Raw genomic sequence first — 15,821 nt, forward strand, 5'->3', positions numbered from 1 at the left:
ATGTCCTGCACGATCATTCGATACGCCGAAGACGGCATGCCTCGATGGGGCGTCAAGTTCGGGCGCCTTATCGCCCCCTTGCAAGTCAATGCGTCCAGCACCGGCGAGCTTCTTTCCGGCCACTGGAGTCTGCTCTGGGCCACCCAGGCGGCGCAGGCCGTGGTGCCGATCGAAAACGTCCAGCTTCTGCCGCCGGTGACACATCATCAACAGTTCATCTGCCAAGGCGTGAATTACCGCAGCCATATCGCCGAATCGGGCCTGCGCGCCGACGACTTCCCCTTCAACACAATCTTCACCAAGGCGCCTTCGTGCATCACGGCGGCGGATGCGCCGGTGCCCCGCCCCGCTCATGTTCACCTGCTCGACTATGAGATCGAGCTCGGTATCGTGTTGCGTAGGCAGTTGCCCGCCGGCACGCAGGTGACCAGCGACGGGCTGCCGCAGTGGCTGGCCGGGGTGACGATCGTCAATGACCTGTCCGCACGTGACATCCAGTTGCCGCAAGGCCAGTTCTACAAGGGCAAGAGTTACAGAGGCTTCGGCCCGGTCGGTCCCGTCCTGGTTCTGCTGACGCCGCAGGAGTGGGCACGCTGGCCCGAATTGCACCTGCGCCTGGGCGTCAACGGCCAGACGCGGCAGGACGCCTACTGCGCTGAGATGATCCATGGCCCCGCGGCCACGCTCACCGAACTCTCGGCGCTGCACGATCTTCATCCCGGCGACCTGATTGCCACCGGAACGCCCGCGGGCTGCGCCGCGCGCGCGCCGGGAAAGGCCGCGATGTTCATGGCCAAACACCTGCTCAGCGACGCCGGCAAGTGGCGTATGTTCGTGAGCAAGGGGCGCACCAATCCGGCCTACCTGCGGCCGGGCGACTGCATCAGCGCGTCGATTCGCACCGACGACGGTGCCATCGACCTCGGAGAACAGACGACTTCGATCACCGCACCATGAACGCGCCGCTCCCCAATCTCACTGTGCCGCGGCTCGACACTGACATCCTGCTGGTCGGGCTCGGTCCAGTCGGCGCCGCGCTGGCGAATCTGCTCGGCCGCTACGGCGTGCGCGTGATCGCCATCGACAAGGCGACCGCCATCTTCGAAAAGCCGCGCGCGATCGCGCTGGACAACGAGGCGCTGCGCATACTTCAAATGGCCGGCGTGCGCGATGGCGAGTTCGAGACCGTCGCCATCCCGCAAGTGCTGTACCACTCCCCGCTGTTCGGCCGCTTCGCCTGCATCAACAGCGCCGGCATCATCGACGGGCACCCTGCGCTCGTCACCTTCTACCAGCCGGAGCTCGAGCGGCTGCTGCGCGAGAAGCTTGCGCAGTATCCGGGCATCGAGGTGCGGCTCGGCAGCGAGCTCGCCGCCTTCGTGGACGATGGCCGGTTCATCCATGCGCGGCTGGAGGACGCCGTCGGCCATGAGACCCAGGTGCGCGCGCGGTACCTCGTCGGGGCCGACGGCGCAGGTTCGCTGGTACGGCGCACGCTGGGTCTGGACTTCGAAGGCCGCAGTTTCTACCAGGACTGGCTGATCGTCGATGCGCTCGATGTGCCGGCCCCGATCGACCACGTCGAGTTCATCTGCGACCCGCGGCGCCCCACCCCGCGCATGGCGGCTCCCGGCGGTCGGCAGCGGTGGGAGTTCATGCTTCGCCGCGGCGAGCGGCCAGAAGAGATGGAGAGACCGGAGTCGGTGCGGCGATTGCTCGCGCCTTGGTGCGACAGCGAGCGCATCCGTATCGAGCGCACGGCGGTCTATCGCTTCCATGCGCGCGCGGCGAAGCGCTTCTCCAAGGGCCATTGTTTCCTCGCGGGCGATGCTGCGCACATCACGCCGCCTTTCGCCGGCCAGGGCCTGGTCGCCGGACTGCGCGACGCGGCCAATCTGGCCTGGAAGCTCGCCTGGGTCGTGCAGGGACGGACGAACGAGCGGGTGCTCGACAGCTACGACACCGAGCGAAGGCCCCATGCCATGAAGATCATCCGCCTGGCGCGCATGCTCGGCGCGATCGTGATGCCGCAACACCGCGCCGCCGCGTTCGCTGTGCACGGTCTGATGAGCCTGCTGCGCCTGCTGCCGGCCGGCCGCGCGATGTTCGAGGACATGAAGATCAAGCCGCAAAACACCTTCGCCCGAGGCTTGTTCTGGCGCGTGCGCGGCAGCGAGCGGCTGCGTGCCGGGGCCATGCTGCCGCAAGGCTGGGTTCGGCCAGCCGTCAATGGCGTGCCGATCCTCAGCGACGACGCTCTGGGACTGCAATGGGCGCTGATCGGCTTTGGCGTAGATGCCTCAGCCAAGATTCCGGCCGAGCTGCTGCAGCGCTGGCAAGCTTCAGGCGCACGGGTGTGGCAGTGGTGCCAGCGATCGCAGGCGCAGCATCTCGCACCGCCTGCGCAGCGGCTGGAGGCGCTCGATGAGGCCCTTCTGCCGCGCCGGGTACCACTTGGCTGGGTCGCGATCGTCAGGCCTGACCGCTGCGTGCTGGCGGAAGGCCCGGTAGCCGACTGCGAGGCAATGCTGCGGCGAGCGCTTGAGCTCGTCGCGCCGCCTGGGGCGACATCGCCGACTCCGGCCCATGACATGGAGGGCGCCCACCATGCGGCGTGAACTGGTATGCACAGTGGCGGCTTCGCCACCGCACCTGGCCGTGCGCAGTGTCGAACCGCCCCATCCCGGCGCTGGCGACGTTCTGGTGCGAGTGCACGCCACCTCGGTAAACCCGATCGATGTCAAGCGCGCGGCCGGCTATGGCAGTCGCCTGCTGGGGCTCAAGGGCGCTTCGCGCTTTCCGCTCGTGCTGGGCAACGACGTCGCCGGCACCATCGAAGCTGTGGGCACCGGTGTGACCCGCTTCGCGCGCGGGCAACGCGTGTTCGGTCTGCTCGCCACCGGCCGGGCGGGCGGCGCGCATGCATCACACGTCGCGGTGCCGCAGGACCTCTTGCTGCCCGCCCCGCACGACGCGGATCCGACCGCGCTCGCTGTGCTGCCCTATTCGTTTACCACGATGTGGCTCGCCCTGCGCTCGACCGGGATCGACCCATCCAACGGACAGGGGGCCCGCGTGCTGATCAACGGGGCCAGCGGTGGCCTGGGGCGGCTGGCCATTCAGGTGCTTCGCCATTGGGGCAGCGAGATCACCGCGATCTGCGGGAGAGGTCAACGGCAGGCGGGCCTGGACATCGGTGCCGCGATGGCCGTCGAGCATGGCCCGGCTTGCATCCAGTCACTGCCCGCGGATTTCGACGTGGTGCTGAACTTCGCGAACTGGGACGACGAGGCGCTCCTCGCGTCGCGCCTTGGCGCGCAGGCCCTCGGCCATGCGACCACGGTTCACCCATTGCTCGCGAACTTCGACCGGCTGGGATGGATGGGTGGGGCGTGGGCCAGCCGCAACGACCGGGCCCGGGTCCGCGCCATCATCGCTTCGCGGGCACCGAAGGCCAGCTACGGCTGGACCCTCTTCAAGCCCGATCGCGACGCCCTCGAGGCGCTCGCCGAGGGCGTTCGAGCCCGAAGGCTCGCGCTGCCGATCGGCATCGCCGTGCCCTTCGACAACGCCATCGCCGCGTTCGACCATGTGTCGGCCGGTCAACCCGGCCGAGCGGTTCTGCTGCCTTGACGCCACTGTCAAACTGGTGAAAGAAATTGGTGAAAGCATGAACGGAATCGCTTCCATGGCAGACGTGCTCGTTCTCGAAAGGGAGCACGGCGGTCTACTGCCGAACAGTACTTACGAAATGATCGGCGCGGCAGCGCGCGCCCACCCCGACGCGCCGGCGCTGTCCTTCTTTCTACGCATCGAAGATCATGCGCGACCGGAAGTCTGGAACTACGAGACGCTGTTCGCCCGCATCACGGCGACAGCAAACTTCCTCCACGGGTTGGGTGTCGGCGCCGACGATGTCGTCGCCTTCGCGCTCCCGAATCTGCCGCAAACGCATCTCGCGGTCTGGGGCGGCCAGGCGGCCGGAATTGCGTTCGCAATCAATCCGTTGCTGGAGCCCGCGGCCATCGTCGAACTGCTCAACGCCGCGGAAGCGAAGGTGCTGGTCACGCTAGCACCCTTTCCAGACATGGACCTGTGGACGAAGCTGCGGCCGCTGCTCGACCGTGTCCGCAGCCTCGAGCACGTCGTGCTTGTCGACCTGGCCGGCGAGATCCCCGGGGTCGCGGGCGTGGCTCCGAGCGAGGCAGGGGGTCGCTTCAGCGTTCACGACTTCGCGCAGGGGCTGCGGAGGCAGCCGGTGGACCGCCTCGTCAGCGGGCGCGTGATCCGCCCCGGCGACCGGTCGTCCTATTTCTGCACCGGCGGCACCACCGGCGCGCCCAAGATCGCGATGCGCACCCATGCCAACGAGGTGGCCAACGCCTGGAGCATCGGGCAGTTCCTCGGCGACGGCATCGCGGCGGGAAAAACTCTCTTCTGCGGGCTGCCACTGTTCCATGTCAACGGCGTCCTGGTGACCGGCCTGCTGCCTTTTTCTCGCGGCGCACACGTGATCCTCGGCACGCCTGCGGGCTATCGCGGCGACGGCGTCATCAAGCACTTCTGGGAGCTGGTCGAGCACCACCGGATCAACTTCTTCAGTGGTGTCCCGACGGTCTATGCGGCACTGATGCAGCAACCGACGCAGGGTCGCGACCTCAGTTCGCTGGAATACGGGCTCTGCGGGGCCGCACCGATGCCGGTGGAACTGATGCGCGCCTTCCAGGAATTCACGGGGCTGAAGATCCTCGAGGGTTACGGCCTGACCGAGGGAACCTGCGTCAGCACCTGCAATCCTCCGCTGGGCGAGCGGCGCGCCGGGTCGATCGGCCTGCGCGTGCCCTTGCAGGCCATGAAAGCCGTCGTGCTGGACGACGCAGGGGTTTACGCGCGCGACTGCGCGGTCGGCGAGGCAGGCGTGCTCGCGATCAGCGGTCCCAATGCATTTGCCGGCTATCGCGACCCCGATCAGGCCAAAGGGCTCTGGCTGGATCTGGGCGACGGCCGGCGATGGATGAACACCGGCGACCTGGGCCGACAGGACGCGGAAGGCTACTTCTACCTGACCGGACGAAAGAAGGAGCTCATCATCCGCGGCGGCCACAACATCGACCCCGCGAGCATCGAGGAGCCGCTGCACCAACATCCGTCCGTGCAACTCGCCGCCGCGGTCGGCCGCCCCGACGTGCACGCGGGCGAACTGCCGGTCGCCTACGTGCAACTCAGGCCCGGCTTTCGCACGACCGAGGAAGAGCTGCTGTCCTTCGCCAGGGACCAGATCACCGAACGCGCAGCAGTGCCGAAGGCGATCAGGGTGGTGACGGCCATGCCGCTGACCGGCGTCGGCAAGATCTTCAAGCCCGAGCTCAGGCAGCGCGAGATCATGGATGCGCTGCGCGCAGCACTGCACGAGGCGGGCGCCCCGACTTCTCGGCTCGAGGTCATCAATGACCCGCGCCTCGGCGTTCAGGTCGAGGTCACGATGACGCGCAGCGCTACTGTCGGCATCGCCCGCAGGATCCTGGGCCAGTTTCCGTTCCGCTTCGAAGTGTCGTGAACAAGCTGCGATCAATGACATAGTTCGAACGGATGGTGGCTTCGCGGCATAGGCCCGCGGGCCGGGCAAAGGAAGACGGCGAACACATCCGGTCATCGCGAGCGGGATGACCCGTGCTGCCTATCAGTCGCTGGGGCACGCCGTGGTGGCTGCACCGACGCGCTCCAACTCCTTGCTGGAGGACGCGATCGAGCGGCTGCGCATCCGCAGGCGCATCGTGCTCAGCACGCCGGGGCACCTGAGCCTGCCCGCCATCATCGCCGCCACGGACCTGGTGGCGAGCGTCCCGCCAGGCACCGCCGTCGATCTCGCGCGCAATCGCTCAGCCCGTGCATCAATCCCCCTCGTGCATGTCTTCGAGGTTGACCTTCCCGCAACGGTGTAGGCTGAGCAGCTCGCGCCTGTTACGTCTTGCTGCGGGCGTTTCGGTGTGATCCTTTGACGCTGGGCGATTGTTGCGTCACAGTGCCAAGTCCGTCACACCAACCTCGACAAGGAGCTTCCTCATGATCAGGTCCATCGTTCGCACCCTGCCGGCCGCCGTGGCCCTGGCATCCGCGTGCATTGGCGTGTCGGCCGTCGCACAAAGCGAAGCCAAGAAACTAGAAAAAGACGCCGAGAAAGCTTGGGACGCGACCAAGACTGACACCAAGAAGGCCGAGAAGGCGACCGGCAAGGCGGTTGACAATGCGGCGTCCGGCGCTGCATCAGACTCACGCAAGGTTGGCAACAAGGTCGGCGAGGAGATTCCGGGCACGCCCCAGAATGAAGCCGACAAGAAAAAAGCTGCCAAGCCCTGATCCCCGAGCCGTTTGTCGCACATCGGCTTCGTGCTGGCGCGCTCGCGCGGATAGCTCGACAAGAATGCCTCCTTGGCGCCACCCATCGAGCGACTGCGCATTGCGCACGGCCGGCATCGCTTTTCAGTGTGGGACGGAGTGAGGCAACGAAAGTCTGCTCTGCCGCCTCCAGAACAGATTCTCGGATGTCGCTTTCGGCCGGAACGCCAGTTCGCGACATTCGGAAGCAGCCGCTCAAGCCATGATGGGGCACGAAGAGGCGGTGCCCGCTTGTCTTTACCATGCGTCCGTTGCGGCGTCCAACTCGCGCTGGATGCGCGCCCTTAGAGCGAGCAGCGTTGGAGCAAGGTCGCGCACCACCGCCGCCAATGGTTCAGCCGTCGACAAGCTCACATTCAAGGCATAAAGCGAACCCTTGAACAGTAGTGCAGTCGCCACCGCGACGACTTCAGGCTGCCAAGCGGCGGCGCAGAAACCCTTTTCCTCAACATCGTGGATCGCGGCCGTGAGCGCCGGCTCGAGCTCGGCCCAGTGCGTACGCCGGGTCCGGCGAAAGTGTGCGAACAGGGCCTTGCGCTGTCCTTCCGGCGCGGTTGCAAGATATGCACGACCGAGGGAGGTCAGCTCCATGGGGACACGTTGGCCTGAAACGACCCTTCGCAGAGAAGGCCGACGGTTATATCGGATCGATTCGAGGTAAACCATTTCGTCCCGATCGGGAGCGGCCAGGCCCACGTTGACCCTTTCCGCCTGGGCGACGTCGCGCATATGCGGCGCAGCAATGGCGAGCGCGGTGGAGCCCGTGCGCATTGCGTGTGCCAGGCTAAGGACCGCTGGAGCCAGGCGATACGCCCTGGTGCGTGGTTCCACCTGCAGGTACCCCGCCCCCACCAGCGTCTGCGTCAGGCGGCTCACCGTCGAACGGGAGAGACCTGTTCGTTCCGCGATCTCGGCGTTGCCCAGTAGTTCCGAGCCGGGGCGGAACGACCGCAGGATCTCGATGCCTCGCTCCAGAGACCTGTTCGCGGGCGAGACACCGGGCTTCTCGGCGCCAAGCGACTGTGCGAGTTTTGATGTGCTCATGAGATTCAGAAGGCCCCCATACAGGGCCGCACGGTGCCATCAGACAAGTGTAGTGAATTCCACTGGTTGGAATCGATGGGATGTCAAACGAACCAAGCCTTCCTATGCTACGACTCATGGCAGCTTCACCCGGAAGCCCCAAAGAAACGAGACCTTAGCCCGCGTGGCAGGAGACACCCCCATGACCTTGCTCTTGCGTTCCTTTCTGTGCCGTTTGGCCGGCTGCCTGGCCGCGACCGCGCTGGCAGCCTCCGCAGCCTTCGCTGCGTTTCCCGACAAGCCCGTCAAGCTGGTTGTCCCCTTCGCCCCGGGCGGCGGAACGGATGCCATTGCACGTGCGCTGGGCGTAGGCATGTCCCGGGTGTTGGGCCAGTCTGTCATCGTCGACAACAAGCCCGGCGCGGGCACGATCATCGGCAGCGATGCCGTGGCCAAGAGTGCCCCCGACGGCTATACGGTGCTGGTGTCGACCTTTGCGCATGCCGTCAACCCAAGCCTGATGGCCAAGCTCCCCTACGACACGCAGAAGGCGTTCGCACCCGTCATCTTGCTGGCGCGAGGTCCGAACGTTCTCGTGGTGCGTGAGGACAGTCCTTGCAAGTCGGTGGCAGACGTGGTGGCAGCTGCGCGTGCCAATCCAGGCAAGCTCACCTATGCCTCGCAGGGCAACGGCACTTCGGCACATCTTGCGGGCGAGATGTTCACGAACCTTGCCAAGGTACAGATGACGCACGTTCCCTACAAGGGCGCCGGCCCGGCCCTGACCGATCTGCTTGGGGGCCAGGTCGACATGATGTTCGCCACCGCCGCAGCGGCCTCGTCCCAAGTCGCTGGCGGCAAACTGCGCGCCATTGGGGTCACCTCGTCACGCCGCGCACCGGCCCTGAAGGACGTGCCTGCCATCGCGGAGACCGTTCCCGGCTATGCGGTCGAGAGTTGGTACGGCCTGTTCGCTCCGGCGGCCACGCCGACCGACGTGATCGGCAAACTGAACGCCGCGGCGAAGAAGGCGACCGAGAGTGCCGAGTATCGCAAGATGCTCGAACCGGAAGGTCTTGCCGTGAGCGCCGGCACCCCTGCTGAACTCGGTGACTTCGTCGACTCCGAGACCACTCGCTGGTCGCGGATCGTCAAGGAAAACAACGTCAAGGTCGACTGAGATCGAAGAAGGATGCATCCCATGGACTACGCCCTGATCCAACTGCAGGTCGAACGCGGCATCGCCACGCTCACCTTCAACCGCCCCGAGAAGCGCAACGCGATGAGCGACGAACTGCGCACCGAGTTCATCCACGCCCTGGAGCGCGTTGCCGCCGACAAGGGCATTCGGGCCCTGGTGCTCACCGGCGCCGGCAAAGGCTTCTGCGCCGGCGGTGACATCGCGGGCATGGAGCGCCGGATGAATGCGCCGGCCGGCGAGATCGCCTTCAATGGCTGGCACCGGCAGCAACGTGTCCATCACACGCAAGCGTTGCTGCATACGATGCCCAAGCCTGTGATTGCGGCCGTGAACGGCGCCGCATCTGGCCTTGGCGCGGACACTGCGCTCGCATGCGACTTCATCATCGCCAGCGAGTGGGCCAGCTTCACCTGGTCCTACATCCACCGGGGCATCATCCCTGACGGCGGCGGCATGTACTTCCTGCCGCGCCGGGTCGGCTTGCCAAAAGCCAAAGACCTGATCTTCACCGGGCGCAAGGTGGACGTCGACGAAGCGCTCGCCTTGAGCATCGTGGACCGCAAGACCACCGCAGACCGGCTTGTGGCCGATGCGCAGGCCTGGGCTGCCGAATTGAGCAAGGGCTCCGCGACGGCGCTCGCGCTCTCCAAGATGATCGTCAATCAGACCTTCGAGCTGCCGGCCCAGCAGGTCTTCGCCCAGGGCAGCCAGGCGCAGGGCATCTGCTACACGAGCACCGAACACCGCGAATCGGTCCAGGCTTTCCTGGCAAATGCCGATGCGAACTCCAATGGCGCTGCCAAGGGATGACGGACATGGAAGCCCTCACCCGTTTGCTCCAGCCCCGAAGCGTCGCCGTGATCGGCGCCTCGGGCGATCCGGCCAAGACCGCCGGCAGGCCTGTGTCATACCTCCTGAAGCATGGCTTCGCCGGCACGGTCTACCCCGTGAACCCGAAGCTCGATCGCATCGGCGAGTTGACCTGCTACCGCGATGTGGCCTCGCTGCCGGAGGTTCCTGACGTCGGCATTGTCCTGTTGGGAGCGGAGCGGGCCCATATCGCCGTTCGTGAGCTTGCCGATCGCGGCGCGGCCGCGGCCATCGTGCTGGCGAGCGGCTACACCGAGACCGGCGATGAAGGCGCGCGGCGCCAGCAGCAATTGCTCGAAGCCGCAGGGAGCATGCGCATCCTGGGTCCCAACACCATTGGCCTGGTGAACTTGACCGACGACATCGTGCTTTCGGCCAGCGGCGCGCTCGAGATGGATCATTTCCATGCAGGTGCCATCGGCGTGGTGTCGCAGAGTGGTGGCATCCTTGGCGCGCTGTTGTCGCGTGCTGCGGCCCGGGGCATCGGGCTGTCGAAGCTGGTCTCGACCAGCAACGAGGTGGATCTCGAGTTGGCCGATTTCGTCGACGCGCTGGTCGACGATCCGGCGACGCAGGTCATCGCGCTGTACATCGAAGCGATCCGGTACCCGGAGAAATTTCGCGCTGCCGCGATCAGAGCTGCGCGTGCCGGCAAGCCCATCGTCGCCTTCAAGATCGGGCGCTCCGAGGCGGGCGCCAAGGCTGCGGTGTCGCACACGGGTGCGCTGGCCGGCGCTGACCGCATGTATGACGCCTTGTTTCGCCAGACCGGCGTCATCCGGGCGCAGACCTTCGGCGATCTGCTCGAAATCCCGGCCGCCCTCGCAACAGGGCGCGTCTTGCGCGGCAAGCGGGTCGCCATCCTGACCTCCACTGGCGGTGCCGGCACACTCGTGTCCGACAGCCTGGGTGTTTCCGGATTCGAGACTCCCGTGCCGGACGAACAAACGGCGGCGGCCCTGCGAGCCCTGCAGACCGGCGACCACGCAGCGCTGGATCGCAATCCGATCGACGTCACTCTGGCGGGCCTGCAACCGGATCTGTTGCGCGGCGCGATCAAGGCACTGCTGGCGAGTCCGACCTATGACGCCTTGGTCATCATCGTCGGTTCGTCGGGCGTCGGCAGGCCCGAGTTGATGGCCGGCGCGATCGAGAACTGCCTGACGCATTCAGACAAGCCGGTTCTCGCCTACGTCAGCCCGCATGCGCCCGAAGCCGCGACGCTACTCACGCAACGCGGCGTTCCCGCATTCGTTTCCGCGGAAAGTTGTGCGGCGGCGCTGGCGGGAATGTTTCAAGCGAGCCAATGGGAAGCGCCAGCCGCGGACCCCGCCTTCGATGCTCGCGTGCAATTGCACGACCTGCCCACAGGCTCGCTGGATGAGGCGCAGGCCAAGCAGCTGTTCGCATCCTTCGGTGTGCCCTGCGCAACTGAACTGGTCGTCGAAGACGCGGAGGCAGCCGAGTGCGCCGCGCGCGAGCTTGGGGGGCGGGTGGTCCTGAAGATTCTCTCCAGCGAGATCACACACAAGAGCGATGTAGGCGGTGTGGCCGTCAACGTCTTGCCCGAAGAGATTGGAGTGCGGCTCAATGCGATGGCAGCCGACGTGGAGCGAAATACGGGCGTTCATCCCAGGCGCTTTCTGGTGCAGGAGATGGTGAGCGGCGGCATCGAACTGATCCTCGGCATGCACCGCGATCCACTCGGCACGGCCATCCTGCTTGGCATGGGAGGGGTCACCGCTGAGCTGTTCAATGACACGACGATCCGCCTGCTGCCGGCGGAAGGCGGCCTCAGCGGGGAAGAGGCCTTGGCCATGGCACGTGAACTCAAGACCTGGCCGCTGCTCGATGGCTTTCGTGGACGCCCCAAGGCTGACGTGCAAGGGCTGGTCGATGCCATCGCCGCCTTCTCGCGCATGGCCACGCAACTGGGCGATCGCTTGGTGGAGGCCGAGATCAATCCGCTCTTTGTCCTGCCTCAAGGCGGGGGCGTGCGTGCCGCCGATGGGGTCGTCGTGCTCCGCTGAACACTGTGAGTCCAGCCAACGGGCAAAATGCAGCGGTTGCCGTCCTTCCCTGCCGGTCGGTGAACTCGCGCTGTAACGCCGGTTCCGGTCATCCCGGTGCCACAGAGATCTCCGCATCGACGACCGGTTTCAAGGTGGTGCCGACATAGCCGAGTCAAGCGGCGCCGAAACGGCCAAGCAAGCGCGTCGCGGCCTACGTCAACCCTCAAAGCGGACTTGTGCAGGCTGCACGGGGTTTTTGCCGCTGGCTCAAGGGCCTGCTCAGGGGGCGCGTCAACGAACGACGTTGACACTGGAGAGCAGTCCGGCGACTGCCACGAGGGCCGTGTAGCGGCCGTCATTCAGCGCGGAGGAAGCGGGGGGCGCGCATTGACCTCCCCTGTCCGTAGCGCCTTGGCAACAAATGCAAACGAGTCTCATTTAAATCTTTACAATTCGCTCGCCGCGCTCAGCGGCCGTCATTGGTGGCGTCAGCGAACCCGCGCGAGCGGTGTTGCGCTCTGCACGCGCCAGCGCTCCACCCAGAACAGTTTCAAGGCAGGGCATTGCCGCTGTTCGCCCCCCAAAGGCGAACAGCCTGGCATGCGCGGCCGTGCCTGCGCGGCTTCATCAACAAGCATTGCCAAACATGAAGCCCTCTCAGCCCCTCCGCCGCCCTGCGTGGCCCTTGTCCCTCCTGGCCAGCGCCGTGCTGGCTTCGCTGTCCTGTGTCAGCTTCGCGCAGAACGCGCCGGCCACCAGCGCTTCGACGCTGCAGGAGGTGACGGTCAGCGCCAACGAGGACAAGGGCTATGCCCCCGCCACCACCCGCACCGCCACCAAGGGCAGCGCGCCGCTGCGCGACGTCCCGCAGTCGGTCAACGTGGTGACCGAGCAATTGATCAGGGATCAGAACGCCACCTCGATGGAAGCCGCGCTGCGCAACGTGCCGGGCGTGACCATGAACCACGGCGACGGCCAGCGCGACCAAGTGCTGATCCGCGGTTTCAGCGCAATTTCGGACATGTTCGTGGACGGCGTTCGCGACGACGCGCTGTACTTTCGCGACCTGTCGGACACCGAGCGCATCGAGGTGCTCAAGGGCCCGGCCGCGGTGCTCTACGGCCGCGGCTCCTCGGGCGGCATCATCAACCGCGTGACCAAGAAGCCGATCTTCGGCAGCCCCTTCGGCGGCGAGGTGTCGCTGGGCGTGGGCAACTACGGCTACAAGCGCGCCACCGCCGACCTCAACACGGCCATCGGCGAGACCATGGCGTTTCGCCTGAACGTGGCGGGCGAGGATTCCGACAGCTACCGCGACCAGCAGTTCCTCCAGCGCTACAACATCGCGCCTTCGCTGGCGATCAAGCTAAGCCGTGAGACCGACCTGCTGCTGCAATACACCAACCTGCGCGACGAACGGCTGACGGACTTCGGCGTGCCGGCCCTCAACGGCCGTCCGGTCGACGTGCCGCGCGGCACCTACTACGGCTCGGCCCATGCCAGGCGCGACGACACCGTGACCAGCAAGGTGCAAAGCTTCACCGCCACCTTGAACCACCGCTTCAGCGACACGCTGGAGGTGCGCAACACCACCCGCTTTGCCGACTACCAACTGGACCGCAACAACACCCTGCCCAGCGGCACCACCGACCCGGTGGCATTGACCGTGGGCCGCACGCGCGGCTTTGTCGACCGCGACGAGAGCGGCTGGTTCAACCAGACCGACCTCACCTGGCGCAACGAGCTCGGGGGCTTGCAGCAGGAATGGCTGGTGGGCGCCGAGTTGGGCGTGCAGCGCAAACGCGCCTACACCGTGTCATCCAACGTCGGCTATCAGCGTGTGAACATCTTCAATCCGGTGGTGGATCCGCTGCCGATTCCGGCTGCCGCCTTCGCGGCCGACAGCGCCATTCCCAGCGACAGCGAGTTCCGGACCGCCGCCCTGTACGTCCAGGACCAGATCACCCTGGCGCCGCAATGGAAGGCGCTGGTGGGGTTGCGCTATGACGACTACCGGCAAGAGACGAGCTTCGACCGCAAGCTGGACACCTTGCAGCGCACCGACCGCGACTTCAGCCCGCGCGCCGGCCTGGTTTTCCAGCCGACGCAGGCGCAGTCCTACTACATCTCGTGGAGTCGCTCCTTTCAGCCCTCGGGCGAGAACTTCGCCCTGAGTACCGGCACGGTGGATGCCGACCCCGAGATCACGGTGAACCGGGAAATCGGCGCCAAGTTCGAGCTGCTGGAGGGCCAGCTCAACTTCACCACCGCCCTGTTCAACCTGGAGCGCTCGGGCATGAAGAACACCGACCCGAACAACCCGCGCCGCCAGATCAACGTGGGCACCCAGCGCACCAACGGGCTGGAACTGGCGCTCAACGGCCGCCTGCCGGGGCACTGGGACGTGAGCGCCGGCTATGCCTTCCTCGATGCCGAGATGACCAAGTCGCTCGCCACCGTGAGCCAGCAGCAGTTGCCGATCGGCGCGCCGATCCGTGTGCAGGGCCAGGCCGCCGCGCTGACGCCGCGCAACTCGGCCTCCTTCTGGGTCATGAAGGAGCTGGGCGGGGGCTTTTCCGCCGGCGGCGGGCTGAACTACGTGGGCGAACGCTACGCCTCGCTGACCAACCGGGTCACGCTCCCCTCCTATCTGACGACCGACCTGGCGGTGAGCTACAAGACCGGCCGCTACGATGTCCAGCTCAACCTGAAGAACATCGCCGACACCGGGTACTACGTCTCGGGTCACGGCTCGGTGGACAACCTGATCATGCCGGGACCGGGGCGCGAACTGCAGCTCACGCTGCGCGCGAAGTTCTAGGCTGTGCCGGCGAACACCGTCGTGGGACGCAAGTTCTGGGTCACCGTCCACCGGTACTGCGGCCTGCTCGCGATGGGCTTGCTGCTGGTCACTGCACTCACCGGCAGCGTGATCGCGTTCGAGCACGAGATCGATGCGTGGCTGAACCCCACGCTGCTGCGCACCGGCCATGACCGGCCGCCCCTGCCGCCGGACACGCTGATCGCGCGGGTCGAGCAGGCCGATCCGCGACTTCGGGTGAGCCTGTTCCCGCTGGACGCGCGGCCCGGCCAAGCGTACGAGCTCCGCGTGGCGCCGCGCACCAACCCGCTGACCGGCGATCCCTGGCCGCTGGACTTCGACCGGCTGTTCATCGATCCCGCGACCGGCGAGGTACTTGGCAGACGCCAATGGGGCGCCTTGAAGGTCGATCGCGTGCACTTGATGACTTTCCTGAACGTGCTGCACCGAAAGTTCCAGCTGCCTGGGCCCTGGGGAATGTGGTTGACGGGCACCGTCGCATTGGTCTGGCTCAGCGCTTCGCTCGTCGGCACGTACCTCAGCTTGCCGCGCCGGCTGATCCGGCCGGCACGCAGTGGCGGGGCTGCAGGCGCGCCGTCGCCGAGCTTCTGGCGGCGCTGGAAGCCGGCATGGCAGATCAAGCGCGGAGCGTCATGGATCCGGACGAACTTCGACCTGCATCGGTCCGTTGCGCTGTGGAGCCTGCCGGTGGCCGTGACGTTGGCCGTCTCGGGGGTCTACTTCAGCCTGGGCAACGAAGTATTCCGGCCTGTCGTTCGCCTGTTTGCACCGATCACGCCGAACCCCCTGCAGGCGCTGCCGCGCCGGGCTTCTCCTGCGCCGCCGCCGGCCCTTGCCATGCAGGCCGCCGTGGAGCGCGCCCGGGTCCATCTTCCGCCGCCCGCTCGGTCGTTCCTGCCCTGGTACGCGAGCCATGTTCCCCATCTCGGCGTCTACCGCGTGGCCTTCAAGGAGGACGGCATGCGGGAACGTCTGCTGCGCTTGCGCTACGAGCAGCTGTTCATCGACGACCAGACCGGCGATCTCAAGAGCATCAGCGGCTATGACAGCGGAACAGGCGCCGATCGCTTCCTCATCTGGCAATACCCGCTCCATACGGGCCGTGTACTGGGGTGGTGGGGGCGCGTGCTCGTCAGTCTGGCCGGGCTGCTGACAGCGTCCCTGTGCGTCACCGGCCTCCTGGTCTGGTGGACCAAGCGAGCGGCATCCGGAAGACGCGCGGCGCGATGACCCTTCGCCGACGGCAGTGTGCTGCTCCAGCGGCACGCGACAGCGAACCTTCGACGAGCCCATGCGCGCCAGATCTGACGCTTCAATGCGGCTGCCCCAGCTGTTCCAGAATGGCCGGATTCTCGAGCGTCGAGGTGTCCTGGGTGATGGCCTCGCCCTTGGCAAGGCTGCGCAGCAGGCGCCGCATGATCTTACCGCTGCGCGTCTTCGGAAGATTCTCTCCAAAGCGGATGTCTTTGGGCTTTGC

At 66.3% G+C, this 15,821-nt stretch carries 12 protein-coding genes; 11 read left to right on the forward strand and 1 reads right to left on the reverse strand.

Features of this window, described 5'->3' with window-relative positions; genetic code table 11:
• The 6 genes from AC1DYK_RS31050 to AC1DYK_RS31075 all read left to right on the forward strand — a co-directional run bounded on the left by AC1DYK_RS31050 (position 1) and on the right by AC1DYK_RS31075 (position 6,357).
• Complete coding sequence (locus AC1DYK_RS31050) at positions 1-957, forward strand: fumarylacetoacetate hydrolase family protein (RefSeq protein WP_478169809.1); 957 nt, start codon at positions 1-3, stop codon at positions 955-957.
• On the forward strand, positions 954-2,618 hold the full coding sequence (locus AC1DYK_RS31055; protein ID WP_478169810.1) for a bifunctional 3-(3-hydroxy-phenyl)propionate/3-hydroxycinnamic acid hydroxylase: 1,665 nt from the start codon (positions 954-956) through the stop codon (positions 2,616-2,618). Before AC1DYK_RS31050 ends, AC1DYK_RS31055 begins: the two co-directional genes overlap by 4 nt.
• Positions 2,608-3,633, forward strand: a complete 1,026-nt coding sequence (locus tag AC1DYK_RS31060) for an alcohol dehydrogenase catalytic domain-containing protein (protein ID WP_478169811.1) — start codon at positions 2,608-2,610, stop codon at positions 3,631-3,633. Before AC1DYK_RS31055 ends, AC1DYK_RS31060 begins: the two co-directional genes overlap by 11 nt.
• A gap of 37 nt (positions 3,634-3,670) precedes the next feature.
• Positions 3,671-5,557 carry an acyl-CoA synthetase gene (locus AC1DYK_RS31065; protein ID WP_478169812.1) on the forward strand — a complete coding sequence of 629 codons (1,887 nt, stop codon included), beginning with the start codon at positions 3,671-3,673 and terminating at the stop codon, positions 5,555-5,557.
• A 106-nt stretch (positions 5,558-5,663) separates the two neighbouring features.
• A complete protein-coding gene (locus AC1DYK_RS31070) occupies positions 5,664-5,942 on the forward strand; it encodes a hypothetical protein (RefSeq protein WP_478169813.1) in 279 nt (92 codons plus the stop codon).
• A 121-nt stretch (positions 5,943-6,063) separates the two neighbouring features.
• Entirely contained in the window at positions 6,064-6,357 is a 294-nt protein-coding gene (locus AC1DYK_RS31075) for a hypothetical protein (protein WP_478169814.1), read from the forward strand.
• A gap of 276 nt (positions 6,358-6,633) precedes the next feature.
• On the opposite strand, the gene AC1DYK_RS31080 is transcribed toward AC1DYK_RS31075, so the two are convergent.
• The gene (locus AC1DYK_RS31080; protein ID WP_478169815.1) at positions 6,634-7,440 is read right to left on the reverse strand and encodes an IclR family transcriptional regulator; all 807 of its coding nucleotides are present in this window, start codon (positions 7,438-7,440) and stop codon (positions 6,634-6,636) included.
• A 181-nt stretch (positions 7,441-7,621) separates the two neighbouring features.
• Here AC1DYK_RS31080 and AC1DYK_RS31085 point away from each other — a divergent pair, with 181 nt between their 5' ends.
• From AC1DYK_RS31085 to AC1DYK_RS31105, 5 genes are all read left to right on the forward strand, one after another.
• Positions 7,622-8,599 carry a tripartite tricarboxylate transporter substrate binding protein gene (locus AC1DYK_RS31085; protein ID WP_478169816.1) on the forward strand — a complete coding sequence of 326 codons (978 nt, stop codon included), beginning with the start codon at positions 7,622-7,624 and terminating at the stop codon, positions 8,597-8,599.
• 21 nt (positions 8,600-8,620) lie between these two features.
• Entirely contained in the window at positions 8,621-9,430 is an 810-nt protein-coding gene (locus AC1DYK_RS31090) for an enoyl-CoA hydratase/isomerase family protein (RefSeq protein ID WP_478169817.1), read from the forward strand.
• 5 nt (positions 9,431-9,435) lie between these two features.
• Positions 9,436-11,520: an acetate--CoA ligase family protein gene (locus AC1DYK_RS31095; RefSeq protein WP_478169818.1), complete on the forward strand. Its 2,085-nt coding sequence runs from the start codon at positions 9,436-9,438 to the stop codon at positions 11,518-11,520.
• Between the two features lie 628 nt (positions 11,521-12,148).
• A complete protein-coding gene (locus tag AC1DYK_RS31100; protein WP_478169819.1) occupies positions 12,149-14,323 on the forward strand; it encodes a TonB-dependent receptor in 2,175 nt (724 codons plus the stop codon).
• 21 nt (positions 14,324-14,344) lie between these two features.
• The gene (locus AC1DYK_RS31105) at positions 14,345-15,574 is read left to right on the forward strand and encodes a PepSY-associated TM helix domain-containing protein (protein WP_478169820.1); all 1,230 of its coding nucleotides are present in this window, start codon (positions 14,345-14,347) and stop codon (positions 15,572-15,574) included.
• The last annotated feature ends 247 nt before the right edge of the window (positions 15,575-15,821 follow it).

This window comes from Variovorax sp. P2_H12 (genome assembly GCF_056403395.1).